The sequence below is a fragment of the Lysobacter sp. P5_B9 genome (assembly GCF_054049835.1).
The window spans coordinates 277,490-297,993 of sequence record NZ_JBFULP010000005.1; the positions used below are offsets into that span (position 1 = coordinate 277,490).

A 20,504-nucleotide genomic window follows, 5' to 3' on the forward strand; every position below is an offset into this window, starting at 1 on the left:
GAACGTCGTCGGGCCGGGAGGCTAGCACGCGGCCACGGGGAACGCTCTCCGCCCGGGGGTCCCGGGCCAGCGGGGCAGGGTCTGCTGACGCCGGGTTAGCCCGGATCACTGCCGGGGGAAGCTGGAAGGATCACCGCTGGCCGCTGGAAGAATCGATGGATGACGCTTCCTGCTGGCCAAACGTGAGGGCGTTGCGCCAGTGTCCGTCCTGTTCGACTTTGACGCCCGATGGCTGGCCCTTGTCGTCGAAGTTGTTTTCCGCCGCCCGCACCGCTGCCCTGAGGGCATCGAGTTTCGTGGCGTACACCAGCGACCGCGGCTGGTTCTCGAACAGGATGTTCCACTTGTCGTACGCGAACGGGGCGACGTAATACCAGAACACGGGGAGATCTCGTGCGGCGTTGTTGGAGGCGATGCTATCGACGCCCGGGTGAAGGCCATGCAGCGAAATCCCTTGGCGTCCGACGGAGCGCTCCACGATTCAGCTCTCCGTTAGCCATGCCGCTTTTTGAATAACTGAACACGCGAATGCGGCCACTCCACGCGTGTCGGGAGGGCGCGACGAAGACAACCGGTGTCGCTGCTCATGCGATGCGCAGCACGAGTACGACCTTGTCGAAGTGAAATGACGTTCGACACCCGCGGGCGCGCACCACTCCCCGGACCTTCGTGGGAGTAGGCTCGCGCGATGTTGGTTTTGCAGTGCGGACATCGTCCGCCAGACTCCGGAGACAGACATGCAGAAGCGCAAGCTGGGCAACAGCAACCTGGAGGTCTCGGCCATCGGCCTGGGCTGCATGGGCATGAGCTTCGGCTACGGCCCGGCTGGCGACGAGCAGGACATGATCGGCGTGATCCGCTCGGCCGTCGATCTCGGCGTGACGTTCTTCGACACCGCCGAGATCTATGGTCCGTTCACGAACGAGCAACTGGTGGGCAAGGCGCTCGCGCCCGTTCGTGGCCAGGTGGTGATCGCCACCAAGTTCGGGTTCGAGATCGATGCCAGCGGGCAACGCGGCACTGGGCTCGACAGTCGGCCCGAACACATCAGGGAGGTCGCCGAGGCCTCGCTCAAGCGGCTGGGCATCGACACCATCGACCTTTTCTACCAGCACCGTGTCGATCCTAACGTTCCGATCGAAGAGGTTGCGGGAGCAGTCAAGGACCTGATCCAGCAGGGCAAGGTCAGGCACTTCGGTTTATCGGAAGCGGGAGCGCAGACGATACGGCGTGCCCATGCGGTGCAGCCCGTCACTGCATTGCAGAGCGAGTACTCGCTGTGGTGGCGGGAGCCCGAAACCAAGGTCATGCCCACACTGGAGGAGCTCGGAATCGGCTTCGTCCCCTTCAGTCCATTGGGCAAGGGTTTCCTCACGGGCAAGATCGACGAGAACACCACGTTCGACAGCAGCGACTTCCGCAACACCGTTCCGCGCTTCGCGCCGGAAGCGCGCAAGGCCAACCAGGCGCTGGTTGATCTGATCGGCCGCCTGGCGGAGCGAAAGCACGCGACGCCGGCGCAGATCGCGCTCGCCTGGCTGCTCGCGCAGAAGCCGTGGATCGTCCCGATTCCCGGCACGACCAAGCTGCAACGCCTGCGGGAGAACGTCGCTGCGGCCTCGGTCGAACTCACCGCAAGCGATCTGTCCGAACTCGCGGACATGGCATCCCGGATTGCCGTGCAGGGCGCCCGCTACTCGGAAAGCGCGGAGCGCATGATCGATCGCTGAGTCACTTCCATAGCGAGCCCTTCACATCGCGGCGACAACGTGCCGCGACAAACGGGCGGCGCGGGCTCGTGGCGGCCGTGTTTGTCCGGATTGCGCTGGCATTGACCCTGAACATTCATTTTTGTTCAGCGCGTTTCACATTCCCATTGCTGCCTTGAGGGAAGCATAAGGAAACTGATCGGGAGCCAATCACATGGATGATCGGGCACTCTTACAGGCATTGCTGGACAGTCCCAGCAGGCACGCGATCATGGTCACCAATCTGGACGGTGGGATCCTCCTTTGGAACCACGGTGCGGAACGCATTTTCGGTTATTCCTCGGAGGAAATCGTCGGCACGAGCGCCGAGCGGCTGTTCGAGCCGGACGACCGCAAGGAGGGCGTTCCCCACAAGGAAATGGCAACGGCGAGCAAGGACGGCTGCGCGGGGGACTTCCGCTGGCATGTCCGCAAGGACGGGACCGCGTTCTGGGCCGACGGAATGATGTATCCGGTGCGTCTCGACGGGGCCGACATCGGTTACATGAAGATCCTCCGCGACGCGACCGCCCAGAAACTGCGCGAGGACGAGCACGAGCGCATGGCGTTCGTGGACGCGCTCACCGGACTGCCGAACCGGGCCGAGTTCGATCGTCGTCTCGTCGACATGATCGGCTCGGCACAGAGGCACGGCGAGCTGCTGGTCCTGCACCTGGTCGATGTCGACCATTTCAAGGAAGTGAACGATTCCCTGGGGCATCCGGCGGGAGACGCACTCCTCGTCGAAGTGGCGCACCGCATGCGCGGCCTGCTGCGAACGACCGATCACCTTGCCCGCCTGGGAGGCGATGAGTTCGCGATCCTGCAGCCCGGGGGCCATAGCCCGGATGACGCGATCGTTGTTGCCCGGAAACTGCTGGAGCGCCTCGCGCTCCCCGTAGACATCGAGGGCTCCCAGGCCCATGTGTCGGTCAGCATCGGGATCAGCGCCTATCCGACCGACGCCATGCAGATGGAGCATCTGATGCGCAACGCCGATATCGCGCTGTACCAGGCGAAAGCGGCCGGGCGCAACCAGTACAAGGTCTACGAGGCGAGGCAGAAGCGCCGGTCCGTATAGGGAGCGATTGGGCCCTTGGCCCGCATCGCAACGTATTCATGCAACGGGCGCCAGATCGCACAGGCCGATGACGCGTTCATGGCACTCGCGCGTTGCGGGTCGACGAGCGTTTTTTCATCTTCGTCGCGTGGCAGGCACGCGCGCATAACGGCCCGATTGTCATTTTGCTTTCTTGGATCTGCTTTCCAGGATCGGCGGCAAACCTGCGGCCGTTCCGGCTAGCAAGCGAGAGGAGGCTCCGGAATGCGTGAATCGAACATCGGGCATGAACTGAAAGACATGGCGCAGGAAGTCGTGCGCTTTGGCGAGCGATGCGTGCAGGCGGGTCGCGATTGGCTGAATGAGAGGAGAGATGAAATGAACAACCGCAATGACGACCATGATCGCGAGCGTCGGCCCGGCCAGTACGGCCAGGCTCGTACGCGATACGACTATGGCGATCACTCGGAGGGCGGCCGCACCCGGCAGCAGGCGCAGGGTCAGGGGACGACTGGCCGCGGCGAGTATTACGGGGGCTCCCAGTTCTCCGAGCGCGCGCAAGGTGCCAGCTGGGACGAGGAGCGCGGCAGTTGGGACTACGAAGGTGGGCCGGAACGCTACAGCGCCACTGGCTACGGCGAGGGCACTGAACAGGCAAATCGGGGGCAGGCATATCGGGAGCAGGCAGGCCGCCAGTCGGGCGGACGCTCCGCCTACGGCAGCCAGCGCGAATACGGCAGCCAGGGAAGGGGCAGCAGCGATTACTACCGTGGCCGTCAGGGTTACGGCGCGCAGGGATCGTATGGCAGCGAATACAACACGTATGGCCGCAACCAGAGTTACGGCGAGGGGTCGGGTTACACGCGCTCGAACCAGCCTCGCAGCCAGCAGGGAAGCCAGTGGAGTGGCAGCCAGGGCTATCGCAGCCCGCTGCAATCGGGCAGCCAGGATTATCTCGACGAGGGCGAGATGTCGGGTTATGGCAGGGCGGGTTCGCCGCAATATGGCAGCGCGTCGGATCGCTACGGCACGGCGCCGGGCCAGTACCGCTACGGTGTGTATGGCCGCGGCTATCGCGGTGTCGGGCCGAAGAACTACACGCGCTCGGACGCGCGCCTGACGGAAGACATCAACGAACGCCTAACCGACGACGACGATCTCGATCCCAGCGAGATCATGGTCCGCGTGGCGGACGGCAAGGTCACGCTGGAGGGTCATGTCGACCAGCGCTGGATGAAGCATCGCGCGGAAGACATTGCCGACGCATGCACTGGCGTGAAGGAAGTCGACAACCGCATCCAGGTCACATCGGGCAGCAGGCTGGAACCGGACGCTGGCACGCGAGGCTTGGGTGCCCGCCCATCGCAGACGACCGGCACCACAACCGGCACACCGGGCGGGACGGGCGGAACCACGCCGCATTGACGTCTGCATCCATGCACGCCGGCGCAACCGCGGGCGTATGAAGCGCATTGAGACCGTAGCGACTTGCCACGGGACTCTCTCCCGCCAGGAGCTGGTCGGGAGAGAGGGAAGGCGGCCTGCCAGGGACCCCGCGGCGCGTCCCGTGCGATACGAATGGCGAAACGCCCCCGTACCCGCGTCGGGTGGACGCCGGTTAAAGTACGCACATGTCCGTCTGCGCCGTCCTCCTGCGATTGCTGCTGTGCCTGACCCTCGTGCTGAACGGGGTAACGGCGGCTGTTGCCGGGACCCACGTGCAGCCGGTGGCCCTCGAGCGGAACGCTACGCCGCAAGCGGCGTCTTCCGTGTCGGAAGCGGGGGGCATGCCATGCCATCACCACTCGCAGGCGGGCGCATCCCACGCCGCGCCGATGGCGGCGTCTGCTGAAACGACTGACAAAGCCAGGCACGCCGTCCGGGACTGCTGCAAATCGGGCAGTTGCCGGTGCGACTGCGTGCAGCATGCGCAGGCGGCCGTTCCCGTGGCGGTGTCTGCGCCTGTCCGGATCGCGCACGCAGAGCTGGCGCGCCATGTGTCGCCGGTGCATGCGTCCCCGGCGATATCCCACTTGATCCGACCTCCGATCGTTTAGGTGTTGCCGGCGCCGTCGCGCGCCGGTTTCCGCTGCGCCGCGTTCGCGTGCCACGCAACGTGCCGCAGGCATGGCATCGACGCCGCGCGTTGATCGCCTCCTTGATGTTTGTTCGGAGTTTTCATGTCTTCTGATTCTTTCGGCCGCAACGGCTTGTCCATGCCGTCGCGTCGCCGCTTCGTACAGGGCCTGGCCGCCGGTGGCGCGGCCGCGGGCCTTGGCCTGTGGCCCAGGGCCAGTTGGGCATTGGCATCGCCGGGTCAGGCGAACGTGCTGTCAGGGACCGAATTCGATCTCGTCATTGGCGAGACCCCGGCGAACTTCACCGGGCGCACGCGCACGGCGATCGCCGTCAACGGCTCGATTCCCGCGCCCCTGTTGCGCTGGAAGGAGGGCACGACGGTGAACCTGCGTGTCACCAACGCGTTGCCCGCCGGCTCGGTCCACGGCCACGAAGCCTCGATCCACTGGCACGGCATCCTGCTGCCCGCGAACATGGATGGCGTGCCAGGCCTGAGCTTCGGCGGCATCCATCGCGGCGAGACCTACCACTACCGGTTCACCGTGCGCCAGGGCGGCACGTACTGGTACCACAGCCACTCCGGCTACCAGGAGCAGGCCGGGCTGTACGGCCCGCTGGTGATCGACCCGATCGACCCGGCGCCGTTCGCGTACGACCGCGACTACGTGGTGATGCTCACCGACTGGACGGACATGGATCCGGCGGCGCTGTTCTCGCGGTTGAAGAAGATGTCGGGCTACGACAACCACTCCAGGCGCACCGTCGGCGACTTCATGCGCGACGCCCGCAGGAACGGGCTCGCTGCCACGATCGACGACCGCAGGATGTGGGGCGAAATGCGGATGACGCCGACCGATCTGTCGGACATCAATGCAAATACCTACACCTATCTCATGAACGGCACGACCTCGCTCGGCAACTGGACCGGGTTGTTCCGCAGCGGCGAGAAGGTCCGCCTGCGTTTCATCAACGGGTCGTCGATGACGCATTTCGACGTGCGCATCCCCGGCCTGAAGATGACCGTGGTCGCCGCCGACGGCCAATACGTGCATCCGGTGACGGTCGATGAATTCCGCATCGCCACCGCGGAAACCTTCGACGTGGTCGTCGCGCCGAGCGGGCAGGACGCGTTCACCATCTTCGCGCAGGACATGGGACGTACCGGCCATGTCAGCGGCACGCTGGCCGTGCGCGAAGGCCTGCGCGCGCCGGTGCCCGCAGTGGACCCGCGCCCGATACTGACCATGGCCGACATGGGGCACGGCCGGATGGACCACGGCATGAAGGGACACGACATGAAGGGCATGAAGGGCATGGAAGGCGGGTGCGGCGCCGCCATGTGCATGGCCGGCATGGACGGTCACGACATGTCGAAGATGCAGGACCACGACATGGCGTCGATGGGCAGCGGCAGCGGCTCGATGGCAGGCATGGATCACGGCGCGGGTGGCATGCAGCAGCACCCGGCGAGCGAAGACGGCAATCCGCTGGTCGACATGCAGACCATGGCGCCCGTGCCCAGGCTCGACGATCCCGGCATCGGCCTGCGCGACAACGGCCGCAAGGTGCTCAGTTACGCGATGCTGAAAAGCACATTCGACGATCCGGACGGGCGCGATCCCGGGCGCGACGTCGAGCTCCACCTCACGGGGCACATGGAGCGCTTCGCCTGGGGCTTCAATGGCCAGAAATTCTCGGAAGTCGAGCCGCTGCGTTTCAACTACGGCGAGCGCCTGCGCATCGTGCTCGTCAACGACACGATGATGACGCATCCCATCCACCTGCACGGCATGTGGAGCGACCTGGAAGACGAGCAGGGCAACTTCCTCGTGCGCAAACACACCATCGACATGCCTCCCGGAAGCCGGCGCAGTTATCGCGTGCGTGCCGATGCGCTGGGCAGCTGGGCTTACCACTGCCACCTGCTGTTCCACATGGAGGCGGGGATGATGCGCGAAGTGAGGGTGGTCGAATGAAGGCGCGCTTCCTTTCCGTTGCTCCACTCGCGGCGGGCTGGTTGCTGTCGTACGGCGCAAACGCCCAGGAGCATTCCCAGCACCAGATGCCGATGCCTGCAGCGCTGGAGCACTCGCAGCCTCAGCCCAAGTCCCGGAAAAAAGCGGCCAGACCGGAAGCAGCCGCACCGCCGTCCGAAGTCGCCATGCCACATCCGGCGATGGACCACGCGGCCATGGGGCACGCGATGCCGGAACCGGCACCCGGGGAAGCTATCGACCACGCGGCGATGGGCCACGCCATGCATCCGGCGGCGGATCAACCGATCACCCCCATCCCGGTGCTGACCGATGCGGACCGGGCTGCGGCACTGCCGCCACCGAACGCCCATCCCGTGCACGACAACTCGATCCAGAGCTTCGTGCTCTTCAATCGCCTCGAAGCATTCGATGCCGATGCAGGCACGGGCCTGGAATGGCAAGCGCAGGCGTGGTTCGGCACGGACATCAACAAGCTGTGGCTGCGCAGCGAGGGCGAACGGGTTGACGGAAAAACCGAAGCCGCGGATCTGGAGCTGATGTATGGACGCTCGGTCTCGCGCTGGTGGGACGTGGTGGCGGGCATTCGCCACGACTTCAAACCCGGCCCGTCGCAGGACTTCGCCGCCCTCGGTGTGATGGGCCTGGCGCCGTACAAGTTCGAAGTGGACGCCACGGCATACATCGGCAGTTCCGGACAGACAAGCGCGCGCCTCGAAGCCGAGTACGAAACACTGCTGACCAACCGCCTGGTGCTGCAGCCGCTGGTTGAACTCAACCTCCATGGGCAGGACGACGAGCGTCGCCGGATCGGTTCCGGGTTGAGTCGTGCCGAAGCCGGTGTGCGCCTTCGCTATGAGATCACCCGGCAGTTCGCGCCGTACGTGGGCCTGGTCCGTGAATGGACGTTCGGGCGCACGGCGGATTTCCGTCGCGAAGATGACGAAGCCGTCAACGACACCCGCATTGTCGTGGGGGCACGCATCTGGTTCTGAGATGCATTAAAGCGGAGTAGCGCGCGGATGACATGCGGATTCACCGCAGCGGCGGCGGCGCGAGCCGGATGCCGGCTTCCTCGAATGCGCTGAGCACCATCTGGCGCAAGTCGCTGGCGATGCGCCGCTGGTCGATGCCGGGACGCAGCTCGATCCAGTAATGCAGCACGAAGCGCAGGCCATTGTCGGCGAACTCGTCCAGCAGCACGGTCGGTTCGTGCGATTCCGCCAGCTGGCCATGACTGGCGGCGGTGGCGCACATCGTGTCGACCACCGTGCGCGGATCGGATGCGCCATCGACCACGACGGCGAGGGCTTGCCTGCTCAGGCGCGAGTGGAAGGTCAGGTTCTTGACGTTCTGTTCCATCAGTGCCGAGTTCGGAATCAGCGTTTCGGCGCCGTCGCCATCGCGCACCACCGAAGTACGCAGGTCGATGTCGACCACGGTGCCGCGCAGCCCATTCACTTCGATGACATCGCCCAGGCGGAACGGCCGTTCCATCAGCACCAGCACACCGCTGATCAGGTTCTTGATCAGGTCCTGCATGCCGAAGCCGATGCCGATCGCGACGGCGCCGCCGATGAAGGCGAAGGCCGCGAGGGGAATGCCCGCGAGGGCCAGGCTGATCAGTACCGAGGCCGCGATCAGCAGTGCCAGTATCCAGCGCCGCGTCAGGCGCGCGCTGCCTTCGTCGACGTTGTGGCGCGTGACCAGCCGGCGTTCGCCCCAGCGCGTGAGGCGAAACGCCGCCCAGAGGGTGAGGACCAGCAGCAGGGGGGCCTTGACCAACTTGCCGACGGTGACACCGCGCGGCACGGTGGTCTTGCGGCCGTCCACCTCGAGGGTCTGGTTGACGGTGAACAGCTCGGAATTCCATCCGCGCACGATCCATGCGCGGACACTCGCGGCGGCCAGCTTCGCGCGATCGCTCCAGCTGGACATGCCTATGCGCTGGTCGAAGTCGTCGCGCAGGCGTTCGAGCAGGTCGTTGGTTTGGCTCTCGTCGAATATCGCCGCCTGCACCAGTGCCAGGCGTTGCTCGTACAGCGCGCGCAGGGCGCGCCGCTCCTCGGCCTCGGGTGAGGTGGGCGGGCTTGTGGGGTCGGCGGCCAGGGCGCCGAGCTGGATGCGGATCTGTTCCGACAGGGCGGCGAGGAACTCGTGGCGGCGCTTGAGCCGGTCGAACAGGACTGGCGCTTCCTCGCGCACCTCCACGGCTGCGCTGGTATCGCGATCGCGGTGATAGCGCAGCGTGACCTGCCAGGCGATCTGCTCAGTGGCGACATTGCTGAGTGCTTCACGTGCCAGTTCGGTGTCGAGATCGGCATTGGCCAGTTGTTCCGTCAGCAGCTTGTTGCGTGCCGTGGATGGGAGGGAAGGGGCTTGCTGCAGCTCGGTGCGGATGCGTTCACGCGTCGCCGCCGCGGCTGCCAGACGCCGGCGCAGCTCGTTGGCGCGAACGCGCAGGCGCTGGTCGATCGCGGCCGTATCGCGTGCAGTGACCTTCACCGATCGGCGTTGCGTCGCGGTGGCCAGGCGACGGGCGAGCACCCCGCGCTGGCGGATCCAGGCAGCCTGCTGCGCGTCGACCAGGCGCCGCATCACATCGATCTCGGCGATTGCCGATTCGGTCAATTCGGTTTCCAGCTTGGCTATCTCGAGCTTTTCACCCGCACCGCCCGCGTCGATCAGCGCACGCTGGGTGGCAACGCGATCGACCAGCTGTGCGGCGATGGCGCTGCGTTCCTGCGCCAGGATGGTCCGGCGACGCTCACCGCTAGCCAGCGTGGCATCGAGTTGCTGCAGGTCGCGACGAAGATCGTCCAGGGCCAACAGCGTGTCGGGTGGGGGCAGAGCGGCAGTGTCGGTCTGTTCGGCCAGGCGTGCGATCTCGGATCGCGCGCGATCCAGGTCCTGCCGCCGCTCGAGCGACGCCAGCAACTGCCGGCGCAGGAAATCGGCACGGTCCTCGGTGAGCGAATCCGATGGCGGCCCCAACGTCGCTCGCAGTGCCTGGGCACGGGCCGCGAGCGATCCCTGCGCCACCGCCGAGCATGCAAGGCATAGCCCCATGATGGCCGCCAACACCCGCAGGAGGCATCGGCGCGTCATGCCGCCCTTCGCCTGTCGAGGCCGGCAAAGTCCTGTTATCGTGCGGTCACTGGGAAGCATCGGATCGACGCCATGATTCTGATCATCTCCGTTGGACTGGCCGTGATGATTGCGTGCCTCGCGGTCCAGATAGTGTCCGTGCTCGGCGTGGTCCGGTATTACGCCAAGGTCTCAGGGCAACCGATGGGGGCGCGGCCACTTCTCTCCGTGTTTCGCCAGCTCGCGGCAGTCATGGTTGTGCTGCTGGTTTCCAGCCTGATACAGATGACCAGTTGGGCCGCGCTGTACCTTGGATTGGACCAGCTCCCCGATTTCCACACGGCCATCTATTTTTCGGGCGTTACCTTCACGTCGTTGGGTTATGGCGACGTGACCCTCGAGGGCAGGGGGCGCTTCCTCGCGGTGATGGAAGCGTCTGATGGCCTCGTGATGTTCGGCGTCACCTCCGCGGTTTTCATGATCCTCCTGCAACACGCCATCACCCGTTGGCATGGGATCAAGGTGGACTCCGAAAAGGATTGAGGCGCGACCAGCAGACCGGGCCGGGAGTGGCCTAGGTTGGGGGAATGTCAGGTTTGCTTGCCGTGGCTGGCGAATGGTCGTCGACCCATTGCCAGAACAGCTGGTACCCGATGCCCAGCACCACCGGACCGATGAAAAGCCCGAGCAGGCCACCGGTGATCATGCCGCCAAGCGCACCAATCAGCACGACCGGCATTGGCACCGCGACGCCACGCCCCAGCAGCAGCGGCTTCAGCACGTTGTCTGAAAGGCCGGCCAGGAAGATGTAGATGGCGAGCACGATGTTCCCCAGCGATGCATCCCGCGTGGCGAAGACGTAGATGATCACCGGAATGGTGACCAGGGTGACAGGCACTTGCATGATGCCCAGCAGCAGCACTGCGAGTATCAGCAAAGCGGCGCCCGGCACGTCCAGCAGCACGAGACCCACGCCGATCAGCAAGGCCTGGATGAACGCAATGCCGATCACGCCTTGCGCCACCGCGCGTACCGTGGCCGTGCACAGGGCAACCATCGGCGGTCCGCGCACGGGGCCAACCAATGCCGAGGCGATACGGACGGCGCTGTCGGTTCCGCGCGCACCGAACGCCATGATGATCCCGGTGATCGGCAGGGCCGCCATGAAGAGCAGGAATCCGGTGGCGAAGCCGGCCACAGTGCTGAGGAGCTTGAGCAGTTTGGGCTTGAATTGTGGGCCCAGTTTTTCCATTGCCGCGTGCGGGTCGTTTGCAACCTGTTGCCAGGCCTCGTGCAACCTCGGCCCGATGACCGGGATATCGTTGACCGACGGCCACGGGGCCGGGATCTGGATCTTGTTGCCCTTGAGCGTCTCCATGGCGTCCATGGATGACGCCACCAGCGACATGCACAGCAGGTACGCCGGCACCGCCAGGACCAGCGCAATCACGAGGGTGATCAGCGTCGCCGTCAGGCCGTCTTTGTTGCCCAGTTTGGGTCTCAGCTTCAGATGCAGTGGATACAGCGTGACCGCCAGGATGACGGACCACAGCATCAGGCTCAGGAAGGGCTGGAACACCCGGAAGCAGGAGACCAGCAGCAGCGCGATCAGGCCGACCCGGAGCAGGACGTCGAGCAGGGTCTGGGGCCAGGAACGTTCCGTATTCGGATCAGGCAGCATGTCGCGTCTCCCTGGGGCCCATCGGGTAGCACGGGCCCGATCTGTGGTTAAAACCCCCGGGCGACTGTCGTCCAGTACGCCGGACAGGGGCACACCTTGCAGCTGACTATGTAGAGCCGTTGCGGCTCATCGAGCGTTGAGGGAACGTTTGCCTGGTCGGATGCGCGCCAGACACGCTGGCGGACGTCGCCATCCTCCCGCGCCCGTGGTGGTATGGACAATTGGCCCTTGGGCCAACATGAAGCGGGAAACGCTGCTGCCCCCCGAAAAGGCGAGGATCCGCGCTGGGGAGCCTGCCTGGCAGGAATCCCTGGTCGGGAAGAGGGCGAATACGCTGGTTCCTGGCCGGGCCCGAGCGTCGTGGGTCTCCGGCGCGATTGCCTGGCCGAGGCATTGGCCAATCCCGGCTTGAATTGGCGTTGTTGCAATTGCAGTTCGTCCACGAAAAACGCAGGACGACTCAACGTCGATCGGCTGGGATGGGACTTATGGGCTCGGGACATGTCAATCCGCCTTTCACCGATGCCGAGCTGGCGGTCCCGCAACAGGCGGACAACGTGCTCGCCCTGTTCTGCGGCAGGGTCGATTCCAATCCGTCGGCCCCCGCCGTTTCCTATAACGACACCGTTATCAGTTATCGCGAGCTCGACGAGCTGTCGAGCCAGGTCGCCAGCGCACTGATCGCCAACGGTGCTTTGCAGGGGGCGATCGTCGCCATCTTCCTGACCGATCGGATCAGGCAGATCGCGGCAACCCTGGGATGCATGAAAGCAGGCTGTGTCTTCGTTTCCCTGGATGCGTCCCATCCGGCGAAGCGATTGCGCCACATGCTCGAAGCCACCCGGGCCGGCTGGGTGATCCTGGAAGCATCGACGCACGGGATTTTCCCGGATCAAGGGGTCACCGCAGGCGCGGCCGCCACGGTCCTCGTGATGAGCGGGGGGCGCGACGAGGCTGCGGTTGCCCCGCCCGTCGGTGTCCATCAGGTGGCCGGGTACAGCGCCGAAAGGATCCTGCGTCCCACGCTGCCGGACGACCCCTGCTACATCTACTTCACGTCGGGATCGACCGGCACGCCCAAGGCCATCCTTGGGAGGGTCCGCGGGCTCGCCCACTTCATCCAGTGGGAAATGGCGGCCTTCTCGCTGGGGCCCGGATCGCGGGTGAGCCAGCTCACCGGGCCTTCGTTCGACGTGTACCTGCGCGACGTTTTCGCTCCCCTGTGCTCGGGGGGAACGGTGTGCATACCTCCGACGCCGGGGATTCTGGATCCGGTCCTGCTGGCGCGCTGGATAGAGCAGGCAGCAATCACGCTGATCCACTGCGTGCCCTCGGTCTTCCGCCTGCTGTTGCGACAGGACCTTGCTCCGGGAAAATTTCCGGCGCTGAAGTTCGTCCTGCTGGCAGGAGAAACCCTGCCGCCGGCCGATGCGAATGCGTGGATAGCCTGCTTCGGCGAACGGATCCGGCTGGTGAACCTGTATGGCCCCACCGAGACGACGCTTGCCAAGTTCTTCTATCGGCTTCCGGCGACACCCATTGCCGATACGTTCGTCCCCATCGGCAGGCCCATCCCCGGGGCGGAAGCCGTCCTCCTCGACGACAAGCTTGCGCCGTGCGCGCAAGGAGAGCTGGGCGAGATATTCATCAGGACGCCGTACCGGAGCCTGGGCTACTACGACGCGCCGGAGCTGACGGAATCGGCCTTCATCCGCAACCCCTTCAACGGGGCAACGGATGACCTGATCTACAGGACCGGTGATCTGGCGCGGGTGCTGCCGGACGGCAATTTCCGCTTCGTCGGGAGAAAGGACTTCCAACTGAAGATAGGCGGCAACCGGGTCGAGTTGGGTGAGATCGAAGCCCGGTTGCAGGAGCACCCTCGCGTGCGCGAGGCCGTGGTGCTGGCCCGGGAGGATCGTCCGGGCGACACGCGCCTGGTCGCGTACTACGTGCCGCGCTCGTCATCGACCGATATCGCGGTTGTCTCGGCGCCCGAACTGCGCGCGCACCTGGCGGATCTGCTCCCCACCTTCATGGTGCCCGCGCTGTACGTCGCGCTCGAGAGCCTGCCGCTTTCCGCCAACGGAAAACTTGATCGCGGGGCCTTGCCGGCCCCCGCAACCAGTCGCCCGGAGCAAGCGGTGGCCTATGCGCCGCCGATTGGACCGGACGAGGCGCGGCTGTGCGAAGCGTTCGCTGCGGTCCTGGGCGTCGAGGGCGTAGGCCGCCACGACAATTTCTTCGACCTCGGCGGCAACTCGCTGCTGGCGATGAGCCTGCTGGCGCGGCTGCAGGAGGGCGCGGCCAAGGCGGTCCCGGGCACGCTGATTTTCCGGAATCCGACACCAGCCAGTCTCGCGGTGGCGCTCGCGCAGGATGCCGACGGCGACATCCAGGCGCACCGGTTGCCGCGCGCGCATCGTCCTGTCCCTGCGGCCGCAGGCGCATCCGCTGCCGTGGGTCATGCGCCGGCGAAAGAGGCCATTGCCATCATCGGCATGGCGGGGCGCTTTCCAGGCGCTGGTGACGTGGAGCAGTTCTGGGACAACCTGTGCGCGTCGCGGGAGTCGATCACGGTATTCGAGCCCGATCAGCTCGACCCTTCGATCGCCGAAGCGGACCGCCTTGATCCGGCCTATGTGCCGGCTCGCGGGATCATCGAGGGCGTGGAGGATTTCGACGCCGCATTCTTCGGGATCACTCCACGCGAAGCCGAACTGATGGACCCGCAGCATCGGGTCTTTCTCGAACTGTGCTGGGAATGCATGGAGCGGGCTGGACACGTGCCCGATGCAACGAGTGTCCCGGTCGGTGTCTTTGCCGGCACCTACCACTCCACATACCTGCGACGCCATGTGGAGGCCCACCCCGATCTCGTGGAAAACATCGGCGCCTACCAGGTGGTCCTGGACAACGAGAAGGACTACATCGCCACGCGCATCGCGCACAAACTCAATCTCACCGGTCCGGCCATCAGCATGTACACGGCCTGCTCGACGTCGCTGGTCGCGATCTGCCAGGCGCTGACAAGCCTGCGCGCGGGTGCCTGTGACATGGCGCTGGCGGGAGGCTCCTCCATCGTCTGTCCACCGCGCCGGGGCCATCGCTACCAGGAAGGCGCGATGTTCTCGCCCGACGGCCACACGCGCACCTTCGATGCCCAGGCGCGGGGAACCGTCTTCAGCGATGGCGCCGGCGTGGTGCTGCTCAAGCGGTTGTCGGATGCGATCAGGGACGGCGATACGATCCACGCCGTGATCCTCGGCGCTGCCGTCAACAACGATGGCGGCGGCAAGGCCAGCTTCACCGCGCCCAGCAGCGAGGGGCAGGCCGCCGTGATTGCCCTGGCGCAGGCCGATGCCGGGGTTTCGCCGCGCAGCATCGGCTATGTGGAAGCGCACGGGACCGCGACGCCGATGGGCGATCCCATCGAGGTCGAAGGACTGGTGAAGGCCTTTGGCCGCGGCACGTCCGATGTCGGCTTCTGCAGGCTYGGCTCGGTCAAGAGCAACGTGGGCCACCTGGTGATCGCGGCTGGCGCCGCCGGCGTGATCAAGGCATCCCTGGCGGTGGCGCGAGGGATCATTCCAGCCAGCCTGCATTTCGACCGGGCCAATCCGGCGATCGATTTCTCCGGCTCTCCGTTCGTGGTCAATGCCGCGTCGAGCGCGTGGACGAATGAGGATGGACCACGCCGCGCGGGCGTCAGCTCATTTGGCGTGGGCGGCACCAACGCCCATGTCGTGCTTGAAGAGGCGCCAGCATTGCCCGACTCCGAAGAGGGGCGCGGGCCGCACCTGCTGGTGCTGTCCGCGCGCTCGCCACAGGCCTTGGCCCAGGCCACGGAGCGCCTGGGCGATTTCCTGCAGGCCGATCTGGAACGAGCCAAGCGGGAAGACATCGACAGCCCGCAAGCGATCAAACCCCTGAACCTTGCGGACGTGGCATGGACGTTGGCGGCGGGTCGCAAGTCCTTTGCCCATCGAGCCGCGGTGGTTGCCAGCGATGCAACAGAAGCGATCAGCCAGTTGCGCAATGCCGATACCGTGGCCGCCATCGGGCGCAGCCGTCCGGCGCGACATCGGGACCTGGTGTTTGCCTTCCCCGGGCAAGGCTCGCATTACCCGGGCATGGGCCGCGACCTGTACGAGACCGAGCCGGAATTCGCCGCGGCGCTCGACCAGTGCCTGCATGCATTGCGCTCCGGATTCGGGCTGGACCTGCGTCGAACCCTTTTCAGCGACGAGCCCGATGCACTGTGGCCGACCGCGCTGATGCAGCCGGCGATCTTCTCGGTCGAATATGCACTGGCACGGTGGTGGATGAGCCAGGGTCTCGTTCCCTCGACCATGATCGGCCACAGCGTCGGAGAATTCGTGGCGGCGACCCTGGCCGGCGTCTTCGCGTTGCCCGATGCCGTGTGCCTGGTGGCAAAGCGAGGCGCGCTCATGCAGGCGCAGCCCGCCGGCGCGATGCTGTCGATACGCATCGGGCTGGACACCCTGCTTGGGCGGCTGCCGGCCGGCGTGTCGCTGGCGGCCGACAATGCACCCGGCGCCTGCGTCGTCGCCGGGCCGATCGAGGCCGTCGCCGAATTCCAGGCGCAGCTCGAAGCCGAGGGCATCGCCTGCCGTGCACTGCGCACATCGCATGCATTCCACTCGGCGATGATGGAACCCGTGATCGCGCCATTCCGGGAGGCCGTTGAAGCGGTGCCGCGTTCGGCGCCGAGGCTGCCGATCGTATCGACGGTGACGGGCGAACCGCTGGCTGCCGAAAGCGCAATGTCGGCCGACTACTGGTCGCAACACCTCCGCCAGCCGGTGCGCTTCGCCGCTGCGCTGGCACAGGTGGTTACCGATGCGCCTGCGAGTGCGTTGCTCGAGATCGGTACGCGCGCGACGCTGAGCCTGCTTGCGCGACAGCATCCCGCGGTGCAGAAGGCCGATGTCGTCGCCGTGCCCTCATTGGCGGATGCGCCCGGCCTCGAGGCGACGAGCCTGCGCAAGGCTGCCGGGCAACTGTGGTGCCACGGCGTGACGATCGATCTTGCGCAGTTCGACCGTCGCCAGAGCCGCAAGCGGATGCAGCTGCCGACCTATCCATTCGAGCGCCAGCGCTGCTGGGTAGAGGCGCGCGCTTCCAATGTCGTGAACATCGCCGCCGCGCCGGTGGCGGTGCCGTACATGGTCCCGGCCACGTCGGTGACGGTGAAGGTGACGCCAGTGGGCGCACTCGATGCAGCCAATAGCGACCGCCGTACGCGCGTGCTCGCCGAACTCAGGCAGACATTCGGCGACATCACCGGCTTCGACATGGCGACCGCCGACGTGGCGGCAAACTTCATCGAGCTCGGCCTCGACAGCCTGATGCTCACCCAGATTTCCATGCGGTTGCAGAAGGCCTTTGCCGTGCCTGTCACCTTCCGCCAGCTGATGGGCGATTGCTCCAGCCTGGACAGCTTGTCCCGGATGATCGACGAGCTGTTGCCCGCCGCGCCCGTCGTGGCATCCATGGTGGCGTCCTCCCCCGTGGCGGAGGCGCCGGTGCCGCCATCCGTGCCGGCCGTATCCTCGCTTCCTGCGGACAATGCAGTCCTCCTCCAACTGATCGGGCAGTCGATATCAGGGCCGGCATCGCAAACGCATTCGTCGCAGACCAGTGACGATCCAGCAGCCTTGGTCGCTGCGTCGGCACAGGTCACTGCTGTCGTCACTATCGCCTCTTCATCCACGACACGATTGGGAGCATTGATGGACCCCCGGCATCCCCTGGTCCCCGGCGCCCGCATCGGCCGCGCACCGGATGGGCAGCCCGCGTGGTTCGTGCCCAATCCAGACCGGCCGGGCAGCTATCTCAAGGTAGGTTTCTGATCAGGTTGGAAGTCCCTGAAACAAAAAAGGGTCCGCGCAGGCGGACTTTGTTCATCGATAGGCTCTACGGTCTCCGGCTGAGGTGAGGCGTCGTCCTCGCGCTGCCCGCTGGCTACCGCTGTTTACAAAGTCGGCGTGAGACTTTTGATTCCTGTTGGTGGGCGGCGGGCTACCTAGTTTTTGTCTTCAGGCATTGATGATGCTGCCTTTCGTGGGCGTAACGATCCGTTGCAGTTTTGGTGTGATCATCGGGGTTCCGAGAACCTTCCAGGCCTCTTCCGTCCGCGGACGGCAATACCTTTCCGGGACAGCCACAGCATCGACAAGCGCCACGCCGTCGCCAACATGGAATACGGCGCCCGCTCTAAAATAGTAATGCTGCTACCTTTCCGACCGACCTCGATCAGCGAGGTAGGCCGCTCCCCCTGCATCGTCGACCGAGCACATTGAACATGGCGCACACAGTGGATATCAACAATGCCGTCGTCCTGGTAACCGGATGAATGCCGTTGCCTATGATCGTTTGCGCGTCGCCTTGCTTGAAGACGATGAATTATTGCGTGATCGCGTGCTCATTCCACGCCTGTCCGAGTATGGCTTTGCTGTGACGGGGTTTCCGGTCGCGGCCGGCCTGCATGCGCACCTCGAATCGGAAATCCCCGAAATCGTCGTGCTGGACGTTGGGCTGCCCGATCAGGACGGATTTTCCGTCGCGCGCCAACTGCGTGCTCGCTTTCCGGAAATCGGCATCGTGATGCTTACTGCGATGGGTGAAATTTCCGACCGGATACGCGGGCTGAGTGATGGAGCGGATGCGTACCTGTCCAAGCCCGTGGAGATCGCGTTGCTGGCAGCGACGCTGCATAGCGTCGCGAGACGGGTACTTTCTGCGGCAGGTAACGCGACGGCTAGTGGCCATTGGCGTCTGGATGTCGATGGCTGGTGCTTGCTCTCGCCGTCCGGGCGGAGCGCCGCCTTGACCGCTACGGAGAGACGCGTGCTCATGCAGTTGTTCTCAGCGGCCGGAAAGCTGGTTACGCGTGAGCAACTGATTGCAGCGATGACGAGTAATGTCTTCGACTTCGATCCCCATCGACTGGATTCGCTCATCCACCGACTCAGGAAGAAGGTCGCGAGTGCCTGCGAAGATTCGCTTCCGTTGACCTCCGTCCCCTACCAAGGCTATGTGTTGAAGCGTAGGAATTAGGGCCGCGGAAGACGGATGTGGAACGTGGAGCCGCCACCGGGAACACTGGTCAGAACGATATCGCCATTCGCGCCGGTAACCAGTGTATACGTGACAGCCAGGCCCAAGCCGCTGCCTTCGCCCGTGGGCTTGGTGCTGAAGAATGGTTCGAAGACGCGTTGCTGAGTGTCTTCGTCTATGCCCTGTCCAGTGTCCGACAGCAGGATGTCAACCGATCGTGATGCCTCGTCGCGTCTCGCTATGACCTTGAATAATCCGCCATCGGGCATCGCATCGCGCGCGTTCGAAGCGATGTTGAGGATCATCAATTCGAACTGAGCCTTATCGATGAAGACTGGCAATGGGTCCTCTCCCATTTCCATCTCCAGCAACACGTCCGAGGGGAATAGCTGGCGCAACATCGGCCTCAGTTCAGTAATCACATCTCCTGCGTCGAATACTTCCGCGTTGGCCGAATCCCGCCTGCCGAAGCAGAGCAGTTTCCTGATGAGGGTGACGCCACGCTGCGCAGCTCCCTCTATGCCCTCCAGCGCCTCCGCCAGGGCGAGCGCATCGCGTCGCGGGTCGGAATCCGGATCATCCAGCCGGTGACGCTCTGCGGTGAATCCCATCACCACGGAGAGGATGTTATTGAAGTCGTGGGCGACACCGCTGGCCAAACGACCCGTGGCTTCCATCTTCTGCGAGTGAACCAGCTGCGTTTGCGTGCGTTGGCGCTCAGCCATTTCACGCTCCAACTGATGGCCTCGCGTTTCAGCGTCGTTGAGGCTCTCGCGCAATGAGGTGAGGGTTCTGTCCAGAACCAGGGTGATCACGAAATAGCTGAAGGTCACCGAGGGCAGGTTATGGAATGCATGCGCTACGGATGCACCGACGCGCTGTGCGTCCACCCAGAATCCGGTGAGGAACATCACGATCAGCGCTGCGAACACCAGCCATAGCCATCGCCTGCCGAGCACCAGTCCGCCTATCACCAGCGACAACATCTGCGAGGTCTGGTCGGGCAGGAGGGCCCGGAAACCGACATTCAAATAGTCGACCTGCAGGCCCACCAGTAGGGTGGCCAGGAACAGGGTGACTGCCCTGCGGAAATGGCCGCGCCGGATCAGGAAGATGCCCACGAAAGCCAGCGTCGACGTAACCATGTCCATGGCGATCACCCATCCCCAGCCGGGCGGGAAAGTCAGCACGGCCAGGTGCCGCGCCCAGCTGATCGGTAGCGTCGTGCCGATCACGAAGAACAGCAGTTGCATGGTGGGCGCATTGCGTCGATCGATCGGGTCGTCAATTGGCACGCGCCCGAGCCACGCAACCAACGATTTCATCAATTCACGCGCGGTGTGGACAAAGGAACGCATGTCGGATCCGGAAGCTTGCTGACAGGGATTATCGCGGCATTAAGCGCCGTGAGAAGTCGGTGAGTTTGTGGGTAGGTGGCGTGCGTGCAAGTCACACGACTGCAACTTAGTGTTCTTGCGGATCAGCTGATTTGTGTAGGGGGTCACAAACGTGACGGCGCCCGCACCGTTTCGCCGACGGAGTCGGCAACTCAATGGGCCGCCAGCGCGTGCATGAACGAGTGCGCGCTTCAGTCGCCCGATTGCGCAAACAACAATTCAGTCGGATGGGGTCAATGAAAGAGATTCGCAGCAAGCTCGTGGGGGGCAAGGCGTTGGCGTCGGCACCGGATGCTCCGGCAACGTCGGGAATGCAGGACGTAGCAGGTCGTCACAAACTCATTTCGTGCAGTCTGGCGTGTGCGATCGGCATGC

At 64.8% G+C, this 20,504-nt stretch carries 14 protein-coding genes; 9 read left to right on the forward strand and 5 right to left on the reverse strand.

Annotated elements, in window-relative coordinates; all coding sequences use genetic code 11:
- Positions 1 to 130: 130 nt before the first annotated feature.
- Entirely contained in the window at positions 131 to 478 is a 348-nt protein-coding gene (locus ACXJJ9_RS12335) for a hypothetical protein (protein WP_457097438.1), read from the reverse strand.
- 259 nt (positions 479 to 737) lie between these two features.
- Between ACXJJ9_RS12335 and ACXJJ9_RS12340 the strand changes: the two genes are divergently transcribed.
- Together ACXJJ9_RS12340 and ACXJJ9_RS12345 are read left to right on the forward strand one after the other, a co-directional pair.
- Positions 738 to 1,730, forward strand: coding sequence for an aldo/keto reductase (locus ACXJJ9_RS12340; protein ID WP_457097439.1), 993 nt, complete (start codon positions 738 to 740; stop codon positions 1,728 to 1,730).
- A 193-nt stretch (positions 1,731 to 1,923) separates the two neighbouring features.
- A complete protein-coding gene (locus ACXJJ9_RS12345; RefSeq protein WP_457097440.1) occupies positions 1,924 to 2,829 on the forward strand; it encodes a diguanylate cyclase domain-containing protein in 906 nt (301 codons plus the stop codon).
- 159 nt (positions 2,830 to 2,988) lie between these two features.
- On the opposite strand, the gene ACXJJ9_RS12350 is transcribed toward ACXJJ9_RS12345, so the two are convergent.
- Positions 2,989 to 3,210 carry a hypothetical protein gene (locus tag ACXJJ9_RS12350; protein WP_457097441.1) on the reverse strand — a complete coding sequence of 74 codons (222 nt, stop codon included), beginning with the start codon at positions 3,208 to 3,210 and terminating at the stop codon, positions 2,989 to 2,991.
- Here ACXJJ9_RS12350 and ACXJJ9_RS12355 point away from each other — a divergent pair.
- The 4 genes from ACXJJ9_RS12355 to ACXJJ9_RS12370 all read left to right on the forward strand — a co-directional run bounded on the left by ACXJJ9_RS12355 (position 3,187) and on the right by ACXJJ9_RS12370 (position 7,876).
- The gene (locus tag ACXJJ9_RS12355; protein WP_457097442.1) at positions 3,187 to 4,233 is read left to right on the forward strand and encodes a BON domain-containing protein; all 1,047 of its coding nucleotides are present in this window, start codon (positions 3,187 to 3,189) and stop codon (positions 4,231 to 4,233) included. The genes ACXJJ9_RS12350 and ACXJJ9_RS12355 overlap by 24 nt on opposite strands.
- Before the next feature lie 206 nt (positions 4,234 to 4,439).
- Positions 4,440 to 4,865, forward strand: a complete 426-nt coding sequence (locus tag ACXJJ9_RS12360; protein ID WP_457097443.1) for a CopL family metal-binding regulatory protein — start codon at positions 4,440 to 4,442, stop codon at positions 4,863 to 4,865.
- A gap of 123 nt (positions 4,866 to 4,988) precedes the next feature.
- Positions 4,989 to 6,863 carry a copper resistance system multicopper oxidase gene (locus ACXJJ9_RS12365; RefSeq protein ID WP_457097444.1) on the forward strand — a complete coding sequence of 625 codons (1,875 nt, stop codon included), beginning with the start codon at positions 4,989 to 4,991 and terminating at the stop codon, positions 6,861 to 6,863.
- A complete protein-coding gene (locus ACXJJ9_RS12370) occupies positions 6,860 to 7,876 on the forward strand; it encodes a copper resistance protein B (protein WP_457097445.1) in 1,017 nt (338 codons plus the stop codon). Before ACXJJ9_RS12365 ends, ACXJJ9_RS12370 begins: the two co-directional genes overlap by 4 nt.
- 40 nt (positions 7,877 to 7,916) lie before the next feature.
- On the opposite strand, the gene ACXJJ9_RS12375 is transcribed toward ACXJJ9_RS12370, so the two are convergent.
- Positions 7,917 to 9,989 (reverse strand): mechanosensitive ion channel domain-containing protein, encoded by a 2,073-nt coding sequence (locus ACXJJ9_RS12375; RefSeq protein WP_457097446.1) that lies wholly within the window; start codon positions 9,987 to 9,989, stop codon positions 7,917 to 7,919.
- 72 nt (positions 9,990 to 10,061) lie between these two features.
- Here ACXJJ9_RS12375 and ACXJJ9_RS12380 point away from each other — a divergent pair, with 72 nt between their 5' ends.
- Positions 10,062 to 10,511, forward strand: coding sequence for an ion channel (locus ACXJJ9_RS12380; RefSeq protein WP_457097447.1), 450 nt, complete (start codon positions 10,062 to 10,064; stop codon positions 10,509 to 10,511).
- A gap of 31 nt (positions 10,512 to 10,542) precedes the next feature.
- Here ACXJJ9_RS12380 and ACXJJ9_RS12385 read toward each other — a convergent pair whose 3' ends face one another.
- A complete protein-coding gene (locus ACXJJ9_RS12385; RefSeq protein ID WP_457097448.1) occupies positions 10,543 to 11,649 on the reverse strand; it encodes an AI-2E family transporter in 1,107 nt (368 codons plus the stop codon).
- A gap of 488 nt (positions 11,650 to 12,137) precedes the next feature.
- Between ACXJJ9_RS12385 and ACXJJ9_RS12390 the strand changes: the two genes are divergently transcribed.
- Entirely contained in the window at positions 12,138 to 17,525 is a 5,388-nt protein-coding gene (locus tag ACXJJ9_RS12390; RefSeq protein ID WP_457097449.1) for an amino acid adenylation domain-containing protein, read from the forward strand.
- Between the two features lie 499 nt (positions 17,526 to 18,024).
- Positions 18,025 to 18,732, forward strand: a complete 708-nt coding sequence (locus tag ACXJJ9_RS12395; protein ID WP_457097450.1) for a response regulator transcription factor — start codon at positions 18,025 to 18,027, stop codon at positions 18,730 to 18,732.
- On the opposite strand, the gene ACXJJ9_RS12400 is transcribed toward ACXJJ9_RS12395, so the two are convergent.
- Entirely contained in the window at positions 18,729 to 20,090 is a 1,362-nt protein-coding gene (locus ACXJJ9_RS12400) for a sensor histidine kinase (RefSeq protein WP_457097451.1), read from the reverse strand. The two genes, ACXJJ9_RS12395 and ACXJJ9_RS12400, sit on opposite strands and share 4 nt — an antisense overlap.
- Positions 20,091 to 20,504 lie beyond the last annotated feature (414 nt).

Coding starts and splice junctions, on each gene's coding strand:
- ACXJJ9_RS12340 (WP_457097439.1), top strand. CDS start 738: ATGCAGAAGCGCAAGCTGGGCAACAGCAACCTGGAGGTCTCGGCCATC.
- ACXJJ9_RS12345 (WP_457097440.1), top strand. CDS start 1,924: ATGGATGATCGGGCACTCTTACAGGCATTGCTGGACAGTCCCAGCAGG.
- ACXJJ9_RS12355 (WP_457097442.1), top strand. CDS start 3,187: ATGAACAACCGCAATGACGACCATGATCGCGAGCGTCGGCCCGGCCAG.
- ACXJJ9_RS12350 (WP_457097441.1), bottom strand. CDS start 3,210: ATGGTCGTCATTGCGGTTGTTCATTTCATCTCTCCTCTCATTCAGCCA.
- ACXJJ9_RS12360 (WP_457097443.1), top strand. CDS start 4,440: ATGTCCGTCTGCGCCGTCCTCCTGCGATTGCTGCTGTGCCTGACCCTC.
- ACXJJ9_RS12365 (WP_457097444.1), top strand. CDS start 4,989: ATGTCTTCTGATTCTTTCGGCCGCAACGGCTTGTCCATGCCGTCGCGT.
- ACXJJ9_RS12370 (WP_457097445.1), top strand. CDS start 6,860: ATGAAGGCGCGCTTCCTTTCCGTTGCTCCACTCGCGGCGGGCTGGTTG.
- ACXJJ9_RS12375 (WP_457097446.1), bottom strand. CDS start 9,989: ATGACGCGCCGATGCCTCCTGCGGGTGTTGGCGGCCATCATGGGGCTA.
- ACXJJ9_RS12380 (WP_457097447.1), top strand. CDS start 10,062: ATGATTCTGATCATCTCCGTTGGACTGGCCGTGATGATTGCGTGCCTC.
- ACXJJ9_RS12385 (WP_457097448.1), bottom strand. CDS start 11,649: ATGCTGCCTGATCCGAATACGGAACGTTCCTGGCCCCAGACCCTGCTC.
- ACXJJ9_RS12395 (WP_457097450.1), top strand. CDS start 18,025: ATGAATGCCGTTGCCTATGATCGTTTGCGCGTCGCCTTGCTTGAAGAC.
- ACXJJ9_RS12400 (WP_457097451.1), bottom strand. CDS start 20,090: ATGCGTTCCTTTGTCCACACCGCGCGTGAATTGATGAAATCGTTGGTT.